Source organism: Streptomyces sp. NPDC053079, assembly GCF_044546695.1.
GTDB lineage: Bacteria > Actinomycetota > Actinomycetes > Streptomycetales > Streptomycetaceae > Streptomyces.
Window position 1 is genome coordinate 796,679 of sequence record NZ_JBITZJ010000002.1, and the last position, 22,202, is coordinate 818,880.

The 22,202-nt window shown below is 74.2% G+C and carries 13 protein-coding genes and 1 pseudogene; 11 read left to right on the top strand and 3 right to left on the bottom strand.

The features are described 5' to 3' along the window. Nucleotides 1-84: 84 nt before the first annotated feature. The 5 genes from ACIGXW_RS10930 (at nt 85) to fxsT (ending at nt 9,273) form a co-directional block, all read left to right on the top strand. A complete protein-coding gene (locus ACIGXW_RS10930; protein WP_399572048.1) occupies nt 85-1,089 on the top strand; it encodes an AAA family ATPase in 1,005 nt (334 codons plus the stop codon). 6 nt (nt 1,090-1,095) lie between these two features. Further along, entirely contained in the window at nt 1,096-4,212 is a 3,117-nt protein-coding gene (locus ACIGXW_RS10935) for an SAV_2336 N-terminal domain-related protein (RefSeq protein ID WP_399572050.1), read from the top strand. A gap of 110 nt (nt 4,213-4,322) precedes the next feature. After that, nucleotides 4,323-4,631, top strand: coding sequence for a hypothetical protein (locus ACIGXW_RS10940; protein ID WP_071964469.1), 309 nt, complete (start codon nt 4,323-4,325; stop codon nt 4,629-4,631). A 155-nt stretch (nt 4,632-4,786) separates the two neighbouring features. Continuing rightward, nucleotides 4,787-6,196 carry an HEXXH motif domain-containing protein gene (locus ACIGXW_RS10945; RefSeq protein WP_399572053.1) on the top strand — a complete coding sequence of 470 codons (1,410 nt, stop codon included), beginning with the start codon at nt 4,787-4,789 and terminating at the stop codon, nt 6,194-6,196. A gap of 59 nt (nt 6,197-6,255) precedes the next feature. Next, nucleotides 6,256-9,273 carry an FxSxx-COOH system tetratricopeptide repeat protein gene (gene fxsT, locus ACIGXW_RS10950; RefSeq protein WP_399572056.1) on the top strand — a complete coding sequence of 1,006 codons (3,018 nt, stop codon included), beginning with the start codon at nt 6,256-6,258 and terminating at the stop codon, nt 9,271-9,273. 172 nt (nt 9,274-9,445) lie between these two features. On the opposite strand, the gene lon is transcribed toward fxsT, so the two are convergent. Together lon and ACIGXW_RS10960 are read right to left on the bottom strand one after the other, a co-directional pair. Beyond that, a complete protein-coding gene (gene lon, locus ACIGXW_RS10955; RefSeq protein WP_399572058.1) occupies nt 9,446-11,854 on the bottom strand; it encodes an endopeptidase La in 2,409 nt (802 codons plus the stop codon). Between the two features lie 93 nt (nt 11,855-11,947). Continuing rightward, nucleotides 11,948-12,940: a GlxA family transcriptional regulator gene (locus tag ACIGXW_RS10960; RefSeq protein WP_399572060.1), complete on the bottom strand. Its 993-nt coding sequence runs from the start codon at nt 12,938-12,940 to the stop codon at nt 11,948-11,950. 108 nt (nt 12,941-13,048) lie between these two features. Between ACIGXW_RS10960 and ACIGXW_RS10965 the strand changes: the two genes are divergently transcribed. Both ACIGXW_RS10965 and ACIGXW_RS10970 read left to right on the top strand, forming a co-directional pair. Then, nucleotides 13,049-13,918 carry an NAD(P)-dependent oxidoreductase gene (locus ACIGXW_RS10965; RefSeq protein WP_399572063.1) on the top strand — a complete coding sequence of 290 codons (870 nt, stop codon included), beginning with the start codon at nt 13,049-13,051 and terminating at the stop codon, nt 13,916-13,918. A 65-nt stretch (nt 13,919-13,983) separates the two neighbouring features. Beyond that, nucleotides 13,984-14,541, top strand: a complete 558-nt coding sequence (locus ACIGXW_RS10970; RefSeq protein ID WP_399572513.1) for a maleylpyruvate isomerase N-terminal domain-containing protein — start codon at nt 13,984-13,986, stop codon at nt 14,539-14,541. 78 nt (nt 14,542-14,619) lie between these two features. Here ACIGXW_RS10970 and ACIGXW_RS10975 read toward each other — a convergent pair. Beyond that, nucleotides 14,620-15,375 (bottom strand): annotated as a pseudogene (locus ACIGXW_RS10975) (rhomboid-like protein); the annotation flags it as partial. Nucleotides 15,376-15,473: 98 nt separating this feature from the next. Between ACIGXW_RS10975 and ACIGXW_RS10980 the strand changes: the two are divergent. The 4 genes from ACIGXW_RS10980 to ACIGXW_RS10995 all read left to right on the top strand — a co-directional run bounded on the left by ACIGXW_RS10980 (nt 15,474) and on the right by ACIGXW_RS10995 (nt 22,162). After that, nucleotides 15,474-16,187, top strand: coding sequence for a spermidine synthase (locus ACIGXW_RS10980; RefSeq protein ID WP_399572065.1), 714 nt, complete (start codon nt 15,474-15,476; stop codon nt 16,185-16,187). An 89-nt stretch (nt 16,188-16,276) separates the two neighbouring features. Then, nucleotides 16,277-17,014: a response regulator transcription factor gene (locus ACIGXW_RS10985; RefSeq protein ID WP_360906950.1), complete on the top strand. Its 738-nt coding sequence runs from the start codon at nt 16,277-16,279 to the stop codon at nt 17,012-17,014. Further along, nucleotides 17,011-18,123, top strand: a complete 1,113-nt coding sequence (locus tag ACIGXW_RS10990) for an ATP-binding protein (RefSeq protein WP_399572067.1) — start codon at nt 17,011-17,013, stop codon at nt 18,121-18,123. Before ACIGXW_RS10985 ends, ACIGXW_RS10990 begins: the two co-directional genes overlap by 4 nt. A gap of 241 nt (nt 18,124-18,364) precedes the next feature. Then, a complete protein-coding gene (locus ACIGXW_RS10995; protein ID WP_399572070.1) occupies nt 18,365-22,162 on the top strand; it encodes a multifunctional oxoglutarate decarboxylase/oxoglutarate dehydrogenase thiamine pyrophosphate-binding subunit/dihydrolipoyllysine-residue succinyltransferase subunit in 3,798 nt (1,265 codons plus the stop codon). The last annotated feature ends 40 nt before the right edge of the window (nt 22,163-22,202 follow it).

Below are 22,202 nucleotides of genomic sequence, written 5' to 3' on the forward strand. Positions count from 1 at the left end.
CGGGGACCCGCAGCGGGGGCGCGGGGGACGGTACCGGCCCGGCAGGGCAGGCCCAGGGGCATCACCAGCTACAAGGAGCCCGATGTGAACGATTGGCGCATCTACCGCGGAGCCGGCCTGCCGCACGACGGAGTACGCCGGCTGCCGCCGCCCCCGCCCTGGCGGGACTTCGCTTCCTCGGGCCCCGACGCCGGGGCGGGCACCGACCCCAGCGCCGCGCGCAGGCTCGGAGTGCTGCGCCGCCTGGTGGAGAACCACCACCCCCGCCCCGAGGAGGTGGAAGCGGTCAACGCTGCCCTCTATCTGCGCCGCCCCCTCCTGGTCACCGGGAACCCCGGCACCGGCAAGTCCACCCTGGCCCACGCCGTCGCCCACGAACTCCAGCTGGGCCGGGTGCTGCGCTGGCCCATCGTCAGCCGCTCCACCCTCCACGACGGCCTCTACCACTACGACGCCATAGCCCGCCTCCAGGACGTCCAGCTCGAACGGGCGGGCGGCGCCCCCGGACAGCGCCGCTCCATCGGCTCCTACCTACGGCTCGGGCCGCTCGGCACGGCCCTGTTACCCGCCCCGCAGCCCCGCGTGCTCCTCGTCGACGAGTTGGACAAGGGCGACCTCGACCTGCCCAACGACCTCCTCAACGTCCTGGAGGAAGGGGAGTTCCGCCTCCCGGAGCTCGAGCGGATCGCCGACCTCGAACCGGAGGTCGACGTCCTCACCGACGACGGCGGGCGGGCCACGGTCACCGGCGGCCGGGTGCGCTGCACCACCTTCCCGCTCATCGTGCTCACCTCCAACGGCGAGCGCGACTTCCCCGCCGCCCTGCTGCGCCGCTGCATCCAGCTCACCCTCGAGGCGCCCGGCGAGGAGCAGCTGACGGCCATGGTCAGGGCCCACCTCGGGGACGACGCGGTGACCGACGGCGACGCCCTCATCCAGCGGTTCCTCGACCGGGAACCGGGCGAGGTGATCGCCGCCGACCAGTTGCTCAACGCCCTCTTCCTCACCCAGCACGCGCCCCGCACCGAGCGCGTCACACGCGACCGGCTCGCGGACATGCTCATGCAGCCCCTGGACCGTCCGAGGTGATGAGAGATGACGGCGCCCCCCGGCCGGCGGCTGGGAGAACTGGTCGCGCGGCTGCGGGCCGCCGACTGGGAGCTGTCGGCCGAAGAGCTGGCCGACGCCCTCTGGCTGGCCCAGTGGGTCGGTACCGGGACGACGGCGGGGCGGCCCCGGGCCGGGGACGCCGACGCCGGTGAGCCCCCCGGGCCCGCCGGCCGCACCCAAGACCTCATCGGCCCCCCGCACCCCGGCGACCCCGGGGAACGCGAGCGGCCCGGCCACCCCGGCACACCGGACGCCCGGCGCCGCGAGGACCGCGCGGAGCGTGCGGCGCGGCGCCGCGCCGAGCGCTCGGGCCCGGTGTCCGTGTACGTCCCGCGCGGCGGTTCCGCCGCGCCCGTGGACGCCTTCCCGATCCGCGTCCCCATGGCCTCGTCCCTGCCCGGACTGCTCGGCCTCCAGCGCGCCCTGCGCCCCCTGCGCGGCTACCGCTCGCTCGCCGCGCCCACGCCGGGCCCCCTCGACGAGGACGCCACCGCCGACTGCGCCGCCCGCACCGGCATACTCCAGCCCGTCCACCGCCCGGAGACCCGGCGGGCGGTCTCCATGCAGCTGCTGATGGACACGGCCCCCTCCATGGCCGTCTGGGAGCGGATGCTGGAGGAACTGCGCCAGACCTGCGCCCAGCTGGGCGTCTTCCGCGACGTCCAGGTGCGCTACCTTCACCGGGGCGACGACGGCACGCCGCTGGTCGGCACCACCGCCGCGCCCGGGGCCCCCGGGGAGGCCCGCCACCTGCGGCCGCGCCCCGCCGACCAGTTCCGCGACCCCACCGGGCGCCGGCTCACCCTGGTGATCAGCGACTGCGTGGGCGCCCTGTGGCAGGAGGGCCGGGCCCAACGCCTGCTCCACCACTGGGCGCTGACCTCACCGCTGGCGGTCGTCCAGCCCCTGCCGCCCCGCCTGTGGCCGCGCACCGCGCTGCCCGCCGACGCCGGGCTGCTCGCCCGCGACCCCGCCACCGGCGGCAGGCTGCACTTCGACCCCCAGGGCTACGGACCCCCGCCCGGCCGCGGCGCCCTGCCCGTACCGGTCCTGCTGCCCACCCGCGACGCCCTGGGCACCTGGGCCCGGCTGCTGTCCGGCCCCGGCCGCACCACGGTGCACGGCGCCGCCGGCTGGGTGCTGCCCCACCACCCCGCCCGGCCCGCCCCCGCGCCCGGCGAGCGCGCCGCGCGCGGCGCCGACGACCTGCTCAGGTCCTTCCGCGCGGCCGCCTCGCCGGGCGCGCTGCGCCTGGCCGTGCACCTGGCGGCCGTCCCCCTGACCCTGCCGGTCATGCAGATCGTCCAACGGGCGATGCTGCCGGACACCGGCCCCATGGAACTGGCCGAGGTGCTGCTGAGCGGGCTGCTGTGGCGGCTGCCCGGAGCGGGCCCCGGACCCGGGGGCGGACAGGGGTACGAATTCGCCGACGGCGTACGGGAGATGCTGCTGCAGTCGCTCGACCAGAGCGCCGCCGCCCTCGTGCTCAAGCACTGCTCGGACTACGTCGAACGCCACTTCGGCAAGAGCGCCCGCAACTTCTCCGCCCTCGCCGCCGCCCAGCTCTCCGGCCGGCCCCCGCGGGACGACGCCGCCGGAGCGGACGCCCGCGTCCGCACGGAGCCCGCCGCACCGGCCGAGCCGGAGCTGTTCGCCGAGGTGCCCGCCCGCGTGGTCCGCTGGTACCAGCCCGTACCCGTCGAGAGCGGCCCCGTGGGCGAGGCCGAGCGGCTGCTGCGCCTGTGGCACGTCCAGGCCGACCCCACCCTGCTCCACGAGGCCCGCGCCCACGCCGCACCCGCCGCCACCGCCCCGCCCACCGGGGGCGGCGCCGGCGAGGGGATACGGGCCCGCCTCGTCCTCGGCGAAGTGCTGCGCGCCCTCGCCGGCACCGAGTCCGTACGCCACGACCCCGCCCAGCGGCACGCGATTCTCACGGAGGCCGTCGCCCTGCTCACCGAGGCCCACGACCACACCGAGCCCGGCACCGGCCGGCACACCGCCGCGGCCCTGGAACTGGCCGCCGCCCACCACGACCGCTGGCTCGCCGACGGCGACCGCGACCAGCTGCTCGCCGCCGAACGGACCCTGCGCGCCCTGCCCCCCGGCACCCCGGCACGCCATCTGCGCCTGGGCCGGACCCTGCTCGCCCTGGCCCGCACCGGCCCCGGCCCCGGCGCCGCGCCCCGGGCCGCCGAAGCCGCCGCCGAACTGCGCGCCGCCTGCGAGCTGCTGGAGGCCGCCGAGGCGCCCGACATCCAGCGCTGCGCCGCCCTCCTCGACCTCGCCCGGGCGCTGCGCCACTGCGGCGCGCCCGCCGCCGAGGCCCTCGCCGTCCTGGACCGCGCCCGGGCGGCCGCCGTCGACGACGCCCAGGAGCTGTACTGCCGCATCGAACAGGCCCGCGCCCACGCGGCGGCCGGGAGCCGGCCGGAGACGGACGACGCCTACGCCGCGGCGGTGTCCCTGGCCGGCCGCGACAGCGTCCTGCGGTGCGAACTGCTCCTGGAATGGGGCGAGTCGCTGCTGCGCCACGCCCAGGAAGCCGACGGGCCACCGGCCCCCGACGCGGTCGCCCGTGCCGAGGCGGTGCTGCGCGAGGCGTTCGCGGTGAGCCCCGGCAGGTCGCCGCTGCGGACGCGGACCCAGCTCCTGCTCGGCCGCGCCCTCGTGCTGCGGTTCGCACGGCAGGGCTTCCCGCCCGACCTCTACGAGAGCTGCCATCTGCTGGAACAGGCGGCCCGCCACGCCCCGGACGGCGCCGACCGCGCCGAGGCATGGCTGGAGCTGGGCATCGCCCGGCTGGCGCTGAGCGAGCGCCAGGGCACCGCCCCCCTCGCCGACGCCGCCGCGGCCTTCGACGCGGCGGCCAAGCAGGCCGCCGGCCTGCCCACGCCCGACGGCCCCGGCTCGGTCACCGCGGCCCGCGCCCTGCACCGCTACGCCGACGTCATGGAACGCATGGGCCTGCGCCGCGCCGCCCTCGCCGCCTACCGCGACGCCCAGCGCCACTGGCGCGACCTGACGGCCCGGCTGGCCCCCGTCCCCTGGGCGGAGGTCGCGGCGACCCGGGAGAGCGTGGCCCGCCTCACCGACGACTGAGCCGGATGTCCGGTCCTGATCCGAACGTGTTTCCGGCTTACGGGCCATGGGAAGAACCGTGCAGCCGCGGGGGGCCGCTCCCGGCGGACGGCGGCAGGGAGGAGCGAGAGGTGCCTGAGCACAAGTACGCCGCTACGGCCGAACGGAACGGCTCCGCAGAGGTGCCGTCCCTGCCCGACCTCACGGGCACGGGGCTGCGGTCCCTGCGGACGGACAGAGACCCGCACCTGGCGGCCGCGGTGGAGCGCGCCCTGTCGTTCCCGGCCGAATTCGGGGAGACCTGGTACTCCGACAGCACCGAGGCCGGCCTGTGGCACGCGACGCCGGAAGCCACCGACCGCCCGGCCCCGGTGCCGGGGCCCACGGGGCGCCGAAGCACCCCACCGCCGTCCCGCCGCGGGGCGGACGCCGGGCCGTGACGGGGGACGACGGAAGCAGCCGAGCGGCCCCGGCCGGGGGCCGGTACGGGGAAGCGCCCGTGCGGCAGGAGCGCGGGGTCGTCCCGCTGCGGGGGCCGGGGGCCGCCGCAGGCCCGGGTACACCGGCCGGGACCGGGACAGAGGAAGCCCCCGCGATGCCGGACCGCACCGCCGTCCCGTCACAGAGGTCCGGCCCCGCCGCAGGCCCGGGCGCCCCCGCCGGGGCCCGGCACGGCGGAGCCCCCGACGCCCTGTCGCCGCGGCACCCGGGCCCCGCCGCGCTCGCCCGGCTGGCGCGGACGCGGTCCGGGCCCGGGGATCTCCGTCTCCTCCTCGACGGCGCCCACAGCCGGCGGCTGGTGCTGCTCAAGTCCCTGCTGACGCGGCTCGAACGGCGCCCCGGCGCTGTGCCGGGACCCGTCCTCGAACGCTTCGAGGCGCACTGGCGGCTGCTGGAGCGCGCCGAGGCCCGCGACCCGCGCGCGGTGCGCGACACGCTCGGGTACCCGTCGGTGGGCACGTGGCTGACCCGCACCCTGACCGCCCCCGACGGGGACGCCCTCGCCCACTGCCTTGAGCACTTCGGGTCCGTCGCCGCGGCCGCCGCCCTGCGGTCGGGCGAGCGCTTCACCCTGGACCTGCCGGCCCCCGGCGGCCGGCTCGCCCTGCCCGGCACCGGGCTCGTGGAGAGCGGCGACCCCACCCTGCGGCTGACCGCCCACGGCCGCACCGCCCACCTCACGGCCGGGGGCCGCGCCGGACCCGTACTGCTGCGGCTGCCGGGCCGGACGTCCGGCGCCGGCACCGGCTGGCGGGGCCTCGCGCGACTGCCCGGCAGCGGCGCGTTCCTCGACGACCTCGACCCCTACCGGGCCCCGGCCGAAGGCGTCGGCAGCGCCGCCCTGCTCGCCGCCGGCCCCGACCGGACCGCCGACGAGCCCTGGACCCGGCGCTGGAGGGCGGCGCTCGCCCTGCTGCGGGCCACCGACCGGGCCCGGGCCGCGGAGGTGACGGGGCTGCTGCGCTGCGTGGTGCCGCTCGCCCGCCCGGCCCCCCACGGGCGGGGCGGCCCGAAGGTGAGCGCCACGTTCCGGGCGGCGCCCGGCGCGGTGTTCGCCACCCTCCCGGACTCGGCGGCGGACCTCGCCGAGGTCCTCGTCCACGAGACCCAGCACAGCAAGCTGTCCGTCCTCCACGACCTCCTGCCGCTGCACGAGGCCGGGCCGCGCGAGGTCTACCGCGTGGCATGGCGCCCCGACCCGCGCCCCTTCGCCGGCGTCCTCCAGGGCACGTACGCCCACCTGGCCCTGGCCGACTTCTGGACCCGCGCCGCGCTTCGGGCCCCCCTCGCGCCCGGCGCCCGGCGTGGCGCCCGCACGCGCCGCGATTCCTACCTCCGGCAGGTCGCGGAAGCCCTCCCCCTCCTGCTTGAATCGGCTGAACTGACGGAGGCCGGGCGGCAGTTCGCGACCGGCATGGACCGGCACCTCGCGGCCCTGACGCGGGCGGCCGGCGAGCGCGCCACAGCATTTGGCGCTATGTCACCATTTGGTGACGTACGGTAATCTTGCCTCCGCGCCGGCTCCCGGCCGGCGCGGTGCGAAGGAACAAGGGAGACGTGCGGATGGCCACGCAGCGGCAGACGGCCGGCACCGGCGCGCAAGGGCGGGACAGCGAGCACTTCGTCGTCGTCTTCGCCGGCTTCCACCGGCCCTGGGCCACCTGGATCGCCCACCGGCTGGAGAGCCACGGCCACCGCGTGACCCTCCACCGCTGGGACCCGCCCCGCGAAGTGCCCCTGGAGAGCGCCCTGGGCGACCTCCTGCTGGCCTCCGGCCGGATACTGCTGGTCCTCAGCGACTGGTTCTTCCAGCTCGGCCCCCGCCCCGAGGCCGAGTGGAACGAGGCCCTGCGCGGCATCGTCCACGCCAACTCCGAGCGGTTCGCCGCCGTCAACCTCACCAACCGCGCCCTGCTGCCCGCCACGACCGTCCTCGAGCCCGTCGACCTGTGGAGCGTGGGCGCCCAGGAGGCCGAGCGCCGCCTGCTGAGCCGGCTGGGCCTGCCGCCCGCCCCCGCCCGCCGCCCGCTGCCCGCCGGACCCGGCTCCCGCTACCCCAACGACCCCCCGGCCGTCTGGGGCGAGGTGCCCCGCCGCAACGTCCGCTTCACCGGCCGCGACGACCTCCTCAACCGGCTCCAGCAACGGCTGATGGACGCCGACCAGGGCACGGCCGTCGTCACCCTCGTGGGCATGGCCGGCATCGGCAAGACCCAGATGGCCGCCGAGTACGCCCACCGCTTCAGCTCCGACTACGACGTCGTGTGGTGGGTCAACTCCGACACCCGCGGCACCCTGCGCGAACGCCTGGGCGAACTCGCCCCCGAACTGGGCCTGGCCGCCGGCTCCGAACCCGGCGAACGCATCCGCGCCGTCCAGGAGGCGCTGCGCCGCGGCGACCCGTACGGCCGCTGGCTGCTCATCTTCGACGGCTGGGACGACATCGACACCGCCGGGGACCTGCTCCCCGAGGGCCCCGGCCACGTCCTGATCACCTCCCGCAACCGCAGCTGGAGCGAGAACCGGACGAACCTGGTCGAGATCCCCGGGTTCGAACGCCACGAGAGCACCGGCTACCTCATGCGCCGCGCGCCCCGCATCACCGCCGCCCAGGCCGACGAGGTCGCCGCCGAGCTCGGCGACATCCCGCTCGCCCTCGTCCAGGCCGCCGCCTGGCTGGGCGAGTCGGACATGGCCGTCCCCGACTACCTGCGCATGGTCCGCGACGGCGAACTGTCCGAACTGGCCGACCAGGGCGGCTTCGACGGCGTCCCGCGCTCCTCCCTCACCTCCTGGTCGATACTGATCAACCGGCTCCGCGACTCCCAGCCGCACGCGGTCGAGCTGCTCTCGCTGTGCGCCGCCTTCGCCCCCGGCCGCATCCCCATCGGCCTCGTCCGCCACCTGCGGCCCGCCGAACTGCCCGAGGGTCTCGCCTGGCTCACCAGCGACCTCACCGGCTGGACCCGGGCCCTGGACACGCTCGTCAACTACTCCGTCCTCACCCGGGACACCCGCAGCGCCCTCGCCGGCGAGGAACCGGGCCCGGAGCAGGAGTCGGTGCACATGCACCGCATCGTCCACGACATCGTCGCCCGCCTCACCCCGCCCGAGGACCGTAAGCTGCACCGCCAGGTCGTCCGCCGCACCCTCGCCGCGGCCGACCCCGGCAACGCCCAGGACTCCCGGCTGTGGCCCCGCTACGCCGAGCTGCTGCCCCACCTCGAGCCCGCCGGCGCCCTGACCAGCCGCAACGAACGCGTCCAGGAGACCGTGCTGAACCTGCTGCGCTACTGCTACCGCAGCGGCGAGTTCCGCACCGGCGTCGAGCTGGCCGAGCAGGTGCGCGAGCACTGGTCGGAGCTCTGCCCGCCGGAGCACCCGCGCATGGTCGAGCTCAGCACCCAGCAGGGCAACATCCTGCGCGCCAACGGCGCCTTCCGCGCCGCCTACGAACTCGACCGCGAGATGCTGGAACGGCTGCGCGCGACCCCGGGCCACGACGGCGCCGGCCTGATGACCGCCACCAGCTGCCTCGCCGCCGACCAGCGCTACCTCGGCCAGTACGCCGAGGCCCTGCAGACCCAGCGCGAGGTCCTGGAGACCGCCCTCGAACTCTTCGGCCCCGACGACTACCTGACCCTGCTCGCCCAGCACAACCTCGGCGCGGGGCTGCGGCTGCTCGGCCGCTACACCGAGGCCTACGACATCGACCTGGAGACGCTGCGCAAGCGCGAGTCCCTGCTGCGCGCCCGGCACGCCGCCACCCTCGTCTCCGGCATCGCCTGCGCCCGCGACCTACGGCTGATGGGCCGCTACCGCGACGCTCTGGCCCGCCAGGAACTCGGCATGCGGCTGCACATCCAGACCCTGGGCCCCCAGCACCCGCAGACCCTGCGGGCCCGGCACAACCTCGTCCTGTGCGAGCGGCGCGCCGGCTCCCCGCAGGACGTGGGCGGCGCCATGGCCAGCCTGCTCGAACAGACCGAGCAGGTGCACGGCCGAGGGCACTACGCCACCCTCGGCCTCCTCGTCGACTACGGCAACTACGCCCGCGAACACGGCGACCTGCAGCAGGCCAGGGACCTCAACGCCGAGGGCGAGCACGGCTTCCGCGAACTCCTCGGCCCCGCCCACCCCATCAGCACCGGCATGCTCTCCAACACCGGCCTCATCCTGCAGGCGGCCGGCGACCGCGCCGAGGCCCTGACCATGTTCGAAGCCGCCCTCGCCGGCCTCTCCGCCACCCTCGGCCCGGACCACCCCTGGGTCCTGGGCTGCGCCCTCAACACCGCCGGCGGCCGCAACTTCACCGGCCGCCTCGACAGCGCCCAGGAACTCAGCCGCGACACCCTCCGCCGAGCCCGCCACTCCCTGGGCCCGGACCACCCCCTGACCCTCTCCTGCGAGGTCGCCCTGGCCATGGACCTCCGCGGCCTGCGCGAACACGAGGAAGCCGGCAAGGTCGAGGAAGACGCCCTCCAACGCCTGACCCGGACGCTGGGGGCGCAGCACCCGCACACGCTGTCGGCGCGGCAACGGGTGCGGCCTTACTGGGACTTCGAGCCGTATTTGGGGTGAGGGGGGTGTGCTCGGAGCTGCGGCTCGGGCGTCAGTCCCGGGGGAATTCGTCCGTGGTGATGGTCAGCCCAACGGCAGCCCCACACCCCAACGACGTGGACAGGCGCCCGGACACGCCCGGAGCCCGGCCCCCGCGTCCGCGGGAACCGGGCCCGTGCCCCGGCCGCGTCCGTCACGCCGCGACCGGGACCTCCGGTTCCGCCGTGGTCGTGGCCGGCGTCAGGGCCAGCTGCAGGACCTGGCGGACGTCGGAGACGGGGTGGACGTCGAGCTTCTCCAGGACCTCCGCGGGGACGTCGTCGAGGTCGGGCTCGTTGCGCTTGGGGATGACGACCGTGGTGATCCCGGCCCGGTGGGCGGCCAGCAGCTTCTGCTTGACGCCGCCGATGGGCAGGACGCGGCCGGTCAGGGAGACCTCGCCCGTCATCGCCACGTCCGGGCGGACCTGGCGGCCGGAGAGCAGGGAGGCCAGGGCCGTCGTCATGGTGATGCCCGCGCTCGGGCCGTCCTTGGGGACCGCGCCCGCCGGGACGTGCAGGTGGACGCCACGCTCCTTGAAGTCGCCGACCGGCAGCTCCAGTTCGGCGCCGTGCGAGCGCAGGAAGGACAGGGCGATCTGGGCGGACTCCTTCATGACGTCGCCGAGCTGTCCGGTGAGCGTCAGGCCCGCGCCGCCGGTCTCGGGGTCGGCCAGCGACGCCTCGACGAAGAGGACGTCGCCGCCCGCGCCCGTGACCGCCAGGCCCGTCGCCACGCCCGGCACCGACGTGCGGCGCTCGGCCGGGTCCTGGGCCGACTCCGGGGTGTGGTGCGGGCGGCCGATCAGCGGGCGCAGCTCCTCCACGCCCACCGTGAAGGGCAGCTCCCGCTCGCCCAGTTCGTGCTGCGCCGCGATCTTGCGCAGCAGGCGGGCCACCGCGCGCTCCAGGGTGCGTACGCCCGCTTCGCGCGTGTACTCGCCGGCGAGCTTGCGCAGGGCCTCGTCCTCCAGCACGACCTCCCCGCTCTCCAGGCCGGCGCGCTCCAGCTGGCGGGGCAGCAGGTGGTCGCGGGCGATGACGACCTTCTCGTCCTCGGTGTAGCCGTCGAGGCGGACGAGCTCCATGCGGTCCAGGAGGGCCTCCGGGATGGCCTCCAGGACATTGGCCGTCGCCAGGAAGACGACGTCCGACAGGTCGAGCTCGACCTCCAGGTAGTGGTCGCGGAAGGTGTGGTTCTGGGCCGGGTCGAGGACCTCCAGCAGGGCCGCCGCCGGGTCGCCGCGGAAGTCCGAGCCGACCTTGTCGATCTCGTCGAGCAGGACGACCGGGTTCATCGAGCCGGCCTCCTTGACCGCCCGGACGATCCGGCCGGGCAGCGCGCCGACGTACGTGCGCCGGTGGCCGCGGATCTCGGCCTCGTCGCGGACGCCGCCGAGGGCCACGCGGACGAACTTCCGCCCCATGGCGCGGGCGACGCTCTCGCCCAGCGAGGTCTTTCCGACGCCGGGCGGGCCGACGAGCGCGAGCACCGCGCCCCCGCGCCGTCCGCCGACCACGCCCAGCCCCCGGTCGGCGCGCCGCTTGCGCACCGCCAGGTATTCGGTGATCCGCTCCTTGACGTCCTCCAGGCCCGCGTGGTCGGTGTCGAGGACGGCCTTGGCGCCGGGGATGTCGTACGCGTCCTCGGTGCGCTCGTTCCACGGCATCTCCAGGACCGTGTCGAGCCAGGTGCGGATCCAGCCGCCCTCCGGGCTCTGGTCGGAGGCGCGCTCGAGCTTGTCGACCTCCTTGAGCGCGGCCTCGCGGACCTTCTCGGGCAGGTCAGCGGCCTCGACGCGGGCGCGGTAGTCGTCGGACTCGTTCTCCGGGTCGCCGTTGAGTTCGGCGAGCTCCTTGCGGACGGCCTCCAGCTGGCGGCGCAGCAGGAACTCGCGCTGCTGCTTGTCGACGCCCTCCTGGACGTCCTTGGCGATGGACTCGGCGACGTCCTGCTCGGCGAGGTGGTCGCCGAGCCACTTCACGGCGAGCTTGAGGCGGGCCACCGGGTCGGCGGTCTCCAGCAGCTCGACGCGCTGGGCGACGGTGAGGAAGGGGGAGTAGCCGGAGTTGTCGGCGAGCTGGCCGACGCCGTCGATCTGCTGGACGCGGTCCACGACCTGCCAGGCGCCGCGCTTGCGCAGCCAGCTGGTGGCCAGCGCCTTGTACTCCTTCATCAGCTCGGTCACCGCGCCCGGCAGGGGGTCGGGCGTGACCTCCTCCATCAGGGTGCCCTCCACCCACAGCGCGGCGCCCGGGCCGGTCGTGCCGGCGCCGATCCGCACCCGGCGGTCGCCGCGGATCAGTGCGCCGGGGTCGCCGTCGGAGAGGCGCCCCACCTGCTCGACGGTGCCGAGCGTGCCCACTCCCGCGTACGTGCCGTCGACGCGCGGAACGAGCAGCACCTTCGGCTTGTTGCCGGAGGAGGCGGCGGCCTGCGCGGCCTCCACGGCGGCTCGTACCTCCGCGTCCGAGAGGTCCAGCGGTACGACCATGCCGGGCAGGACCACCTCGTCATCGAGCGGCAGCACGGGCAGGGTGAGCGGTGTCGACATCGAAGCCATGATCTCCCCTTCGGCAGGCAAGTTGAGCTATGCCGACTCAATGCTTGCCGCCGTCCGGATGTTCCCCGTCCTCCGCCCGTTCGCTCTGAGCGATCAAGCCGGGAAGGCCCGCCGGTAGTCCGTCGGCGTCACCCCGAAGTGCAGCGCGAAGTGCCGGCGCAGATTCGCCCCCGTCCCCAGCCCGCTCAGCTCGCTGATCCGCTCCACCGACAACGCCGTCGACTCCAGCAGCGACTGGGCCCGCGCGAGGCGTTGGGTGAGCAGCCACTGCAGCGGCGTCGCGCCCGTGGCCGCGTGCAGCCTGCGGTGGAGCGTCCGTGGGCTCGTCCCGGCCCGGCGGGCCAGGTCGTCGACGGTCAGCGGCCGGTCCAGGTGCGCGGTGGCCCACTCCAGTACGGGCGCCAGGCCGTCGTCGTCGGTGGCGGGTACGGACAGGTCGACGAACTGGGCCTGGCCTCCGGGCCGGTGCGCGGGCACGACGAGGCGGCGGGCCAGCTGGTTGGCGACGTGCGCGCCGAGGTCGCGGCGCACCAGGTGCAGGCACAGGTCGAGCCCGGCGGTGACCCCGGCGCTGGTGAGGACGTCACCGTCGTCGACGTAGAGGACGGAGTCGTCCACAGCGACGCCGGGATGGCGCCGCGCGAGCTGTTCGGTGTGCATCCAGTGGGCGGTGGCGCGGCGGCCGTCGAGGATCCCGGCCGCGGCGAGCGCGAAGGCGCCGGCGCACAGGGACACCATGCGGGCCCCGTCGTCGGCGGCGCGGCGCAGCGCGGTCAGGAGATCCGGGGGCAGCTCCCGGTCGCCGTCGACGCAGGCCTCCGGCACCGAGGGGACGATCACGGTGTCCGCGCCGGCCAGGCCCTCCAGCCCGTGGGGCGTGCGCAGCGCGAAGCCGCCCGCCCCTGCCCGCGCCCGGGCCCCGCTGTCCCCGGCGCCCCCCGCCGAGCACAGCCGCAGGTCGTACCAGGGGTCGGCCAGGTCGTGGTGCGGGATGCCGAAGACGGTGCAGACCACCCCCAACTCGTACAGGTCCCAGAAGGGGACGTCGTCATCGATCACGACCACGGCGACGGTTCCTGCGCTCATGCCCCGCAGCCTATGGCAGGAATTTTTCGACGCACGGCAGTCCTGCCACTGTCGGCGGCAGGCGGGCGGTGCGAGCGTGGTCCCACTTGATCAACAACGGGAGGAACCATGACCGCTGTCACCGTTCTCGGCCTGGGCCAGATGGGCTCCGCCCTGGCCGGCGCGTTCCTGGCCGCCGGCCACACCACCACCGTCTGGAACCGTTCGGCCGCCAAGGCCGACGCCCTGGTGGCGCGGGGCGCCGCCCGCGCGCAGTCGCCCGGCGCCGCCGTCGCCGCGAGCGAGCTCGTCGTGGTCTGCGTGACGACCTACGACGACGCCCGCGCCGTCCTCGGCCCGGTCGCCGGCGCCCTGGCCGGGCGCACGCTCGTCAACCTCACCTCCGGCTCGCCGGAACAGGCCCGCGAGAGCGCGGCGTGGGCGGCGGAGCACGGCGCCGACTACCTCGACGGGGCGATCATGACGACCCCGCCGGGCATCGGCAGCGCGGAGTTCATGCTGCTGTGCAGCGGCTCGCCGACGGCGTTCGCCGCGCACCGGCGGACGCTGGCGAGCCTGGCCGACCCCGTGGACCTCGGCGCCGACCCGGCGCTGGCCTCGCTGTACGACACGGCGCTGCTCGGCCTGATGTGGTCGGCGCTCAGCGGCTGGCTGCACGGCGCCGCGCTGACCGGCTCCGAGAAGGTGAGCGCGGCCGACTTCACCCCGGTGGCGATCCGCTGGCTCACGGCGGTCACGGGCTTCATGAGCACGTACGCGCCCCAGATCGACGCGGGCCACTACCCGGGCGACGACGCCACCCTCGACATCCACCTGGCGACGATGGACCACCTCGTCCACGCCAGCGAGGCCCGCGGCCTGGACGTCGAGCTGCCGCAGCTGCTCAAGGCGTTCACCGCCGAAGCCGTCGCGGCGGGGCACGGCGGCGACAGCTACGCCCGTCTGATCGAGGTCGTACGCGCCGGGGGCCGCGCGTGAGCGCCCCGGCACCGGCGCGGGACGCGGAGGGCGCCGTGCTCACCACGGCCTCGTGGGCCGCGCTCGTGGTCGCGGCCGCCGAGGAGTGCACGGCCGCTCTTCAGGCGGGCGCCGACGGGGACTGGTCGCGTCCCGCCGGGGGGCTGGACTGGTCCGCTCACGCGACCCTCGACCACCTGGCGCTCGGCCTCGTCGGCTACGCGGGCCTGCTGACGGCCCGGCCCACCGACCGCTACATCGCGCTGTTCGCCTCGCTGGACCCGGCGGCCCCGCTCTCAGCGCGCCTGGAGGGCATCCGCATCGCGGCGGCGCTCCTCGCCGCCACCGTCCGCGGCGCGGGGCCCGGGGACCGGGCCTGGCACCCCTGGGGCCACTCCGACGGACCCGGCTTCGCGGCCATGGGCGTGGTGGAGACCGTCGTCCACACCCACGACATCGCGCGCGGACTGGGGCTGGAGTGGACCCCGCCCGACGGGCTCTGCGCGCCCGCCCTCCGCCGGCTCTTCCCCGACGCCCCGGCCGGCCACCCCGCCGGCCGCACCCTCCTGTGGTGCACGGGGCGGGACGTACTGCCGGGGCAGCCACGGCGGCAGGAATGGCAGTGGGACGGCAGCGTCCGCTGAGGCGTCGGGGTCCACGGCGCCCACCGAGCCCACCGGCTCGTGCGCGCGTGCGATCCGCCGCTCGCCCTCGCGGACGAGCGGCACACAGGCGAGGCCCGTCAGCAGGGCTATGGGATGGCCCCAGCTGGCGAGCGGGTCGACGAGCTCGATCAGGTCCTGGGCGCACATCGCGCCCGCCACGCCCAGCAGGGCCCACCTGCCGCGGGCCGGCAGCAGTCCGGACAGGGCGCCGACGCAGGCCATCAGGCCGAAGCTGATGCCGTAGTCGAGGCGGTGCAGGGCGCTCTCCGGCAGCCTCCCGGCCGCGACCGCGCCCGCCACCGGCAGCTCCGTGGCCAGCGTCGCCAGGACGTGCCCCACCAGGAAGACCCCGGCCGTACGGGCCCCGCCGACGCGCCGTTCGAGGGAGGTGAGGACGAGGACGAAGGCCACGCCGTAGGCGGAGTACAGCCCGCCGGCCACCCACAGGGCGCTGGCGATCAGGACGAACAGCGGACGGTCGGCGAGGTGTGCCGCGTCGGTGCTGGAGTCGCGCAGCAGCTGATCGACCGTGGCCTCGTCGCCGAAGTCGGCGTAGACGGCCGTGGCCAGCAGGATCAGGGCGTAGAAGAACGTGAAGGGCGTGCCCGTAGGGGTGGGCAGGAGCCGGCGTAGGCCGCGCAGTGCGCGTCTGCCGCGTCCGTCGGGGGCGGCTATCGCGTCGGCGTCAACCGCAGTCACTCGGCCAAGCCCCTTTCCGCGCAGCCCGTCCGGCGTTCGGTACCAAGACTTTGCCGGGCTCTCCGGGCAGTCCTCCGCGCCCGTCCGTTCTAGAACATTAAGGTGCACAGCCATCCGCAGAATCAACCTCTGGCCGTGACTCCGGTCACCCTTGTCAACCTCTTGACGCCACGGCGCGTCGGCCGGGTGACCGACGACTTCAGGAGGCTCGCATGACTGTCCCGAATGTCCGGCACACCGATGATCGCCAGGCCTGCGGCGAGGCGCCCGTGGTGCTCGAGCGGCGCGACGGCCCGTACGGCGAGATCGTGCTGCGGCGGCGGGGAGCGCACCACGAGATCATCGCCAACGGCTGCTTCCTGATGGACACCGCCGACGGCCGCTCCGAGCGCCGGCTCGTGGACGCGGCGCTGGCCGCCCTGCCGCCCGGGCGCGAGCGTCCAGCCGTCCTGATCGGCGGACTCGGCGTGGGTTTCTCCCTGGCCAGAGCGGCATCCGCACCCCGGTGGGGCCGCATCGCGGTCGTCGAACGCGAGGGCGCGGTCATCGACTGGCACCGCACCGGTCCGCTCGCCGCGATCTCCGGGGAGGCGCTCGCCGACCCGCGCACGGAGATCGTCCACGCCGACCTCCTGGACCACCTGCACGGGCCCGGGCCCCGCTACGACGCGTTCTGCCTGGACATCGACAACGGCCCCGACTGGACCGTCACCGAGGGCAACGCCGGCCTCTACTCGCCGGGCGGCCTGGCCGCCTGCCGGGCGCGCCTGACGCCCGGCGGGGTGCTCGCCGTATGGTCCGCACAGCCCTCCCCGGCATTCGAACAAGCCCTCCGGAATGCCGGATTCGCCGGGGTAATTACTGAAGAGATCACCGTTGCCCGAGGCGTCCCGGACGTCGTCCACCTCGGCATCTGTGCCGCGTAGCCGAGGCCCGCCGAGTCCCCGTACCCTGCCTTCCACACCTGCAGGACTGGTAGCGAAAACGCTACGGGAAGACGCTAGGGGCGGGGCGCATGGAGCAGACACACATCGGCCCGAGCGGCGCCGCAGCCTCTGCCGGGGCACAGCGCCGGGTACTGATCGTCGAGGACGACAGGACGATCACCGACGCCATCGCGGCCCGGTTGCGGGCCGAGGGATTTCAAGTACGTACCGCGGGGGACGGGCCCGCGGCCGTGGACACCGCGGAGGCGTGGCAGCCGGACCTGCTGGTCCTGGACGTCATGCTGCCCGGCTTCGACGGCCTGGAGGTCTGCCGCAGGGTGCAGGCGCAGCGGCCCGTGCCGGTACTGATGCTCACCGCGCGCGACGACGAGACCGACATGCTGGTCGGGCTCGGCGTCGGGGCGGACGACTACATGACCAAGCCGTTCTCGATGCGCGAGCTGGCGGCCCGGGTGCACGTCCTGCTGCGCCGGGTGGAGCGGGCGACGCTGGCCGCGCACACGCCGCGCAGCGGCATCCTGCGCCTGGGCGAGCTGGAGATCGACCACGCGCAGCGCAGAGTGCGGGTGCGCGGCTCGGACGTGCACCTGACGCCGACCGAGTTCGACCTGCTGGTCTGCCTGGCCAACACCCCGCGCGCGGTCCTCTCCCGCGAGCAGCTGCTGGCCGAGGTGTGGGACTGGGCGGACGCCTCGGGCACCCGGACCGTGGACAGCCACATCAAGGCACTGCGCCGGAAGATCGGGGCGGAGCGCATCCGTACGGTCCACGGGGTCGGCTACGCATTGGAGACCCCGGCGGCATGAGCGGTTCCCTGCCCGGCGACCGGCAGCCGCCACCGGGCCTGTGGGGCCGCATATGGGAGGCGCTGCGGCCGCTGGACCCGTACCGGTCGGTGAAGGCGGCCCTGGGCGCGCTCGTCATCGGGTCGGTGGTGATCACGACCCTCCTGGTCTTCGTCGCGCTCCACTCGGCGACCGAGATCCGGGTGATCACCATCTTCTCGATCATCGCGTCGCTGTTGATCACCCAGTTCGTGGCGCACGGCGTGACCGCCCCGCTGGACGAGATGACCGAGGTCACCCGTTCGATGGCACAGGGCGACTACACCCGGCGGGTGCGGGCCGCCCGCCGGGACGAGTTCGGCGACCTGGCCATCGCCTTCAACCGGATGGCGGCGGACCTGGAGGCGGTGGACACCCACCGCAAGGAGCTCGTCGCCAACGTCTCGCACGAGCTGCGCACCCCCATCGCGGGGCTGCGGGCGGTGCTGGAGAACGTCGTGGACGGCGTCTCGGCCGCCGACCCGGAGACCATGCGCACCGCGCTGAAGCAGACCGAACGGCTGGGCCGGCTGGTCGAGCAGCTGCTGGACCTGTCCAGGCTGGACAACGGGGTCGTGCCGCTGCACGCCCGGCGCTTCGAGGTGTGGCCGTACCTGGCCGGGGTGCTGAAGGAGGCGAGCATGGCCAGCGGCAGCGGATCGTCGCCGCGCGCCCGCAAGGACGTCCACCTGCACCTGGACGTCTCGCCGCCGGAGCTGACGGCGCACGCGGACGCGGAGCGGCTGCACCAGGTGGTGGCCAACCTGGTGGACAACGCCGTCAAGCACAGCCCCCCGCACGGCCGGGTGACGGTACGGGCCCGCCGGGGCGAGGGGGCCCAGTCGCTGGCCCTGGAGGTCCTGGACGAGGGGCCCGGCATCCCCGAGGCCGAGCGGCACCGGGTCTTCGAGCGCTTCAACCGGGGCCCGTACGGCAAGCAGGGTCCGGGCAGCGACGGCGGCACGGGCCTGGGCCTGGCCATCGCCCGCTGGGCGGTCGACCTGCACGGCGGGAGCATAGGGGTGGCCGAGTCCCCACGGGGCTGCCGCATCCGGGTCACTCTTCCGGGCGGACCTCGCGAACAGAGTTGACGTAGGGTCGGTAGGTGGGAGCACACATCCAACCGGATGCGGGGCATGCTTCGGCGAACCCTGGAAGCCCGGGGAGAATCGGAACCTCCGGGTTTTCCCGCCTGGTCATGCCCCGAAACCCGGGGCAGAGTGTGACTTAGGCGACGACTGGCCCGGGTGGCCTGCATCTAAGGTCCCGACAGGCGTAGCCTTTATTCCCGCTGTCCACCACCTTAGGAAGCGGAAGAGGGCGGTTGCCGCCGTGTCGCCACAGTCCCCCAACACCTCGAGCGTCTCGACCGACCAAACGGGGCAGGCCAAGAGTCCTGCCGACGTGTTCGGTCCCAATGAGTGGCTCGTCGACGAGATCTACCAGCAGTACCTCCAGGACCCGAACTCGGTCGACCGAGCCTGGTGGGACTTCTTCGCCGACTACAAGCCGGGCACTGCGGGGGCCACGCCCCCGCAGCCGCTGACCGGGGTCGAGACCCCCGGCACCCCCGCTGCGCCCACCGCGCAGCCCGCGGCGGCTCCGGCCGCCGCACAGCCGAGCGCGGCACCCGCCGCCCCGGCAGCACCGGCTCCCGCCGCCCCGAAGGCGGCCCCGGCCGCCCCGCAGGCCCCGGCGAAGCCCGTCGCCAAGACCCCGGCCGCCAAGCCGGTCCCCGCCGCCAAGCCGGCCGAGCCGGCCGCCGGCCCGGAGCTGGTGACGCTGCGCGGTCCGTCCGCCGCGGTCGCCAAGAACATGAACGCCTCGCTGGAGCTGCCGACGGCCACGTCCGTCCGCGCCGTCCCGGTGAAGCTGCTGTTCGACCAGCGCATCGTCATCAACAACCACCTCAAGCGCGCCCGGGGTGGCAAGGTCTCCTTCACGCACCTCATCGGCTACGCCATGGTGCAGGCGCTGAAGCTGATGCCGTCGATGAACCACTCCTTCATGGAGAAGGACGGCAAGCCCACCCTCGTCAAGCCCGAGCACGTCAACCTGGGCCTGGCGATCGACCTGGTGAAGCCGAACGGCGACCGCCAGCTCGTGGTGGCGGCCATCAAGAAGGCCGAGACCCTGAACTTCTTCGAGTTCTGGCAGGCCTACGAGGACATCGTCCGCCGCGCCCGCGTCGGCAAGCTGACGATGGACGACTTCACCGGGGTCACCGCGTCGCTGACCAACCCCGGCGGCATCGGCACCGTGCACTCCGTGCCGCGCCTGATGCCCGGCCAGGGTCTGATCATCGGCGTGGGCGCCATGGACTACCCCGCCGAGTTCCAGGGCACCTCGCAGGACGCCCTGAACAAGATGGGCATCTCCAAGGTGATGACCCTGACGTCGACCTACGACCACCGGGTCATCCAGGGCGCCGCCTCCGGCGAGTTCCTGCGGATCATGCACCAGCTGCTGCTCGGCGAGAACGACTTCTACGACGAGATCTTCCAGGCGCTGCGCATCCCCTACGAGCCGGTCCGCTGGCTCAAGGACATCGACGCCTCGCACGACGACGACGTCACGAAGGCCGCCCGCGTCTTCGAGCTGATCCACTCCTACCGGGTCCGCGGCCACGTCATGGCCGACACCGACCCGCTGGAGTACCGCCAGCGCAAGCACCCCGACCTCGACATCACCGAGCACGGCCTCACCCTGTGGGACCTGGAGCGCGAGTTCGCGGTCGGCGGCTTCGCCGGCAAGTCGATGATGAAGCTGCGCGACATCCTGGGCGTGCTGCGCGACTCGTACTGCCGCACCACCGGCATCGAGTTCATGCACATCCAGGACCCCAAGCAGCGCAAGTGGATCCAGGACCGCGTCGAGCGCCCGCACTCCAAGCCGGAGCGCGAGGAGCAGCTGCGCATCCTGCGCCGCCTGAACGCCGCCGAGGCGTTCGAGACGTTCCTGCAGACGAAGTACGTCGGCCAGAAGCGGTTCTCCCTGGAGGGCGGCGAGTCCGTCATCCCGCTGCTGGACGCCGTTCTGGACGCGGCCGCCGAGTCCCGCCTGGACGAGGCCGTCATCGGCATGGCCCACCGCGGCCGCCTCAACGTCCTCGCCAACATCGTCGGCAAGTCCTACGCGCAGATCTTCCGCGAGTTCGAGGGCAACCTCGACCCGAAGTCGATGCACGGCTCCGGCGACGTGAAGTACCACCTGGGAGCCGAGGGCGTCTTCACCGGCCTGGACGGCGAGCAGATCAACGTCTCGCTGGCCGCCAACCCCTCCCACCTGGAGACGGTCGACCCGGTCGTCGAGGGCATCGCCCGCGCCAAGCAGGACATCATCGGCAAGGCCGGCACGGACTTCACCGTCCTGCCGATCCAGCTGCACGGCGACGCGGCCTTCGCGGGCCAGGGCGTCGTGGCCGAGACCCTGAACATGTCGCAGCTGCGCGGCTACCGCACCGGCGGCACCGTGCACATCGTCATCAACAACCAGGTCGGCTTCACCGCGCCGCCGGAGTCCTCGCGCTCGTCGATGTACTGCACCGACGTCGCGCGGATGATCGAGGCGCCGATCTTCCATGTGAACGGTGACGACCCGGAGGCCGTGGTCCGCGTCGCGCGGCTCGCCTTCGAGTTCCGCCAGGCGTTCAACAAGGACGTCGTCATCGACCTGATCTGCTACCGCCGCCGCGGCCACAACGAGTCCGACAACCCGGGCTTCACCCAGCCGCTGATGTACGACCTGATCGACAAGAAGCGCTCGGTGCGCAAGCTGTACACCGAGTCCCTCATCGGTCGTGGTGACATCACGCTGGAAGAGGCCGAGCAGGCGCTGCAGGACTACCAGGGCCAGCTGGAGAAGGTCTTCATGGAGGTCCGGGAGGCCGACACGGCCCCCGCCACCATCGAGGCCCCGGCCCCGCAGCCCGAGTTCCCGGTGCACGTGGACACCGCGATCTCCCAGGAGGTCGTCAAGCGGATCGCCGAGTCGCAGGTCAACCTGCCCGAGGCGGTCACCGTCCACCCGCGTCTGCTGCCGCAGCTGCAGCGCCGCGCCTCCAGCGTCGAGGACGGCACCATCGACTGGGGCATGGGCGAGACCCTCGCCTTCGGCTCCCTGCTGATGGAGGGCACCCCGGTCCGGCTCGCCGGCCAGGACTCCCGCCGCGGCACCTTCGGCCAGCGCCACGCGGTGCTCGTCGACCGGGAGACCGGCGAGGACTTCACCCCGCTGCTGTACCTGTCCGAGGACCAGGCCCGCTACAACGTCTACGACTCGCTGCTCAGCGAGTACGCGGCGATGGGCTTCGAGTACGGCTACTCGCTGGCCCGCCCGGACGCGCTGGTCATGTGGGAGGCGCAGTTCGGTGACTTCGTCAACGGTGCCCAGAGCATCGTGGACGAGTTCATCTCCTCCTCCGAGCAGAAGTGGAACCAGACCTCTGGTGTCACCCTGCTGCTGCCGCACGGCTACGAGGGCCAGGGCCCGGACCACTCCTCGGCCCGCGTCGAGCGCTTCCTGCAGCTGTGCGCGCAGAACAACATGACGGTCGCCATGCCGACGCTGCCGTCGAACTACTTCCACCTCCTGCGCTGGCAGGTCCACAACCCGCACCACAAGCCGCTCATCGTCTTCACCCCGAAGTCGATGCTGCGTCTGAAGGCCGCGGCGTCGAAGGCGGAGGAGTTCACCACCGGCGGCTTCCGCCCGGTGATCGGTGACCAGAACGTCGACGCGAACGCCGTCCGCAAGGTCGTCTTCTGCGCGGGCAAGGTCTACTACGACCTCGTCGCCGAGCGGGAGAAGCGCGGCGTGACCGACACCGCCCTGATCCGCCTCGAGCGCCTCTACCCGCTGCCGGGTGCGGAGCTCCAGGCCGAGATCGCCAAGTTCCCCAACGCCGAGAAGTACATCTGGGCACAGGAGGAGCCGGCGAACCAGGGTGCGTGGCCGTTCATCGCGCTGAACCTGATCGACCACCTGGACCTGGCCGTCGGCGCCGACGTCCCGGCCCGCGAGCGACTGCGCCGGATCTCCCGGCCGCACTCCTCCTCCCCGGCGGTCGGCTCGGCCAAGCGCCACCAGGCGGAGCAGCAGGCCCTGGTCGCCGAGGTCTTCGACGCCTGACCTCGCGTGATCGCCTAGTACGACGGCACCGGGCCCCCAC

Coding starts and splice junctions, on each gene's coding strand:
- ACIGXW_RS10935 (WP_399572050.1), top strand. CDS start 1,096: ATGACGGCGCCCCCCGGCCGGCGGCTGGGAGAACTGGTCGCGCGGCTG.
- ACIGXW_RS10945 (WP_399572053.1), top strand. CDS start 4,787: ATGCCGGACCGCACCGCCGTCCCGTCACAGAGGTCCGGCCCCGCCGCA.
- fxsT (WP_399572056.1), top strand. CDS start 6,256: ATGGCCACGCAGCGGCAGACGGCCGGCACCGGCGCGCAAGGGCGGGAC.
- lon (WP_399572058.1), bottom strand. CDS start 11,854: ATGGCTTCGATGTCGACACCGCTCACCCTGCCCGTGCTGCCGCTCGAT.
- ACIGXW_RS10960 (WP_399572060.1), bottom strand. CDS start 12,940: ATGAGCGCAGGAACCGTCGCCGTGGTCGTGATCGATGACGACGTCCCC.
- ACIGXW_RS10965 (WP_399572063.1), top strand. CDS start 13,049: ATGACCGCTGTCACCGTTCTCGGCCTGGGCCAGATGGGCTCCGCCCTG.
- ACIGXW_RS10980 (WP_399572065.1), top strand. CDS start 15,474: ATGACTGTCCCGAATGTCCGGCACACCGATGATCGCCAGGCCTGCGGC.
- ACIGXW_RS10985 (WP_360906950.1), top strand. CDS start 16,277: ATGGAGCAGACACACATCGGCCCGAGCGGCGCCGCAGCCTCTGCCGGG.
- ACIGXW_RS10990 (WP_399572067.1), top strand. CDS start 17,011: ATGAGCGGTTCCCTGCCCGGCGACCGGCAGCCGCCACCGGGCCTGTGG.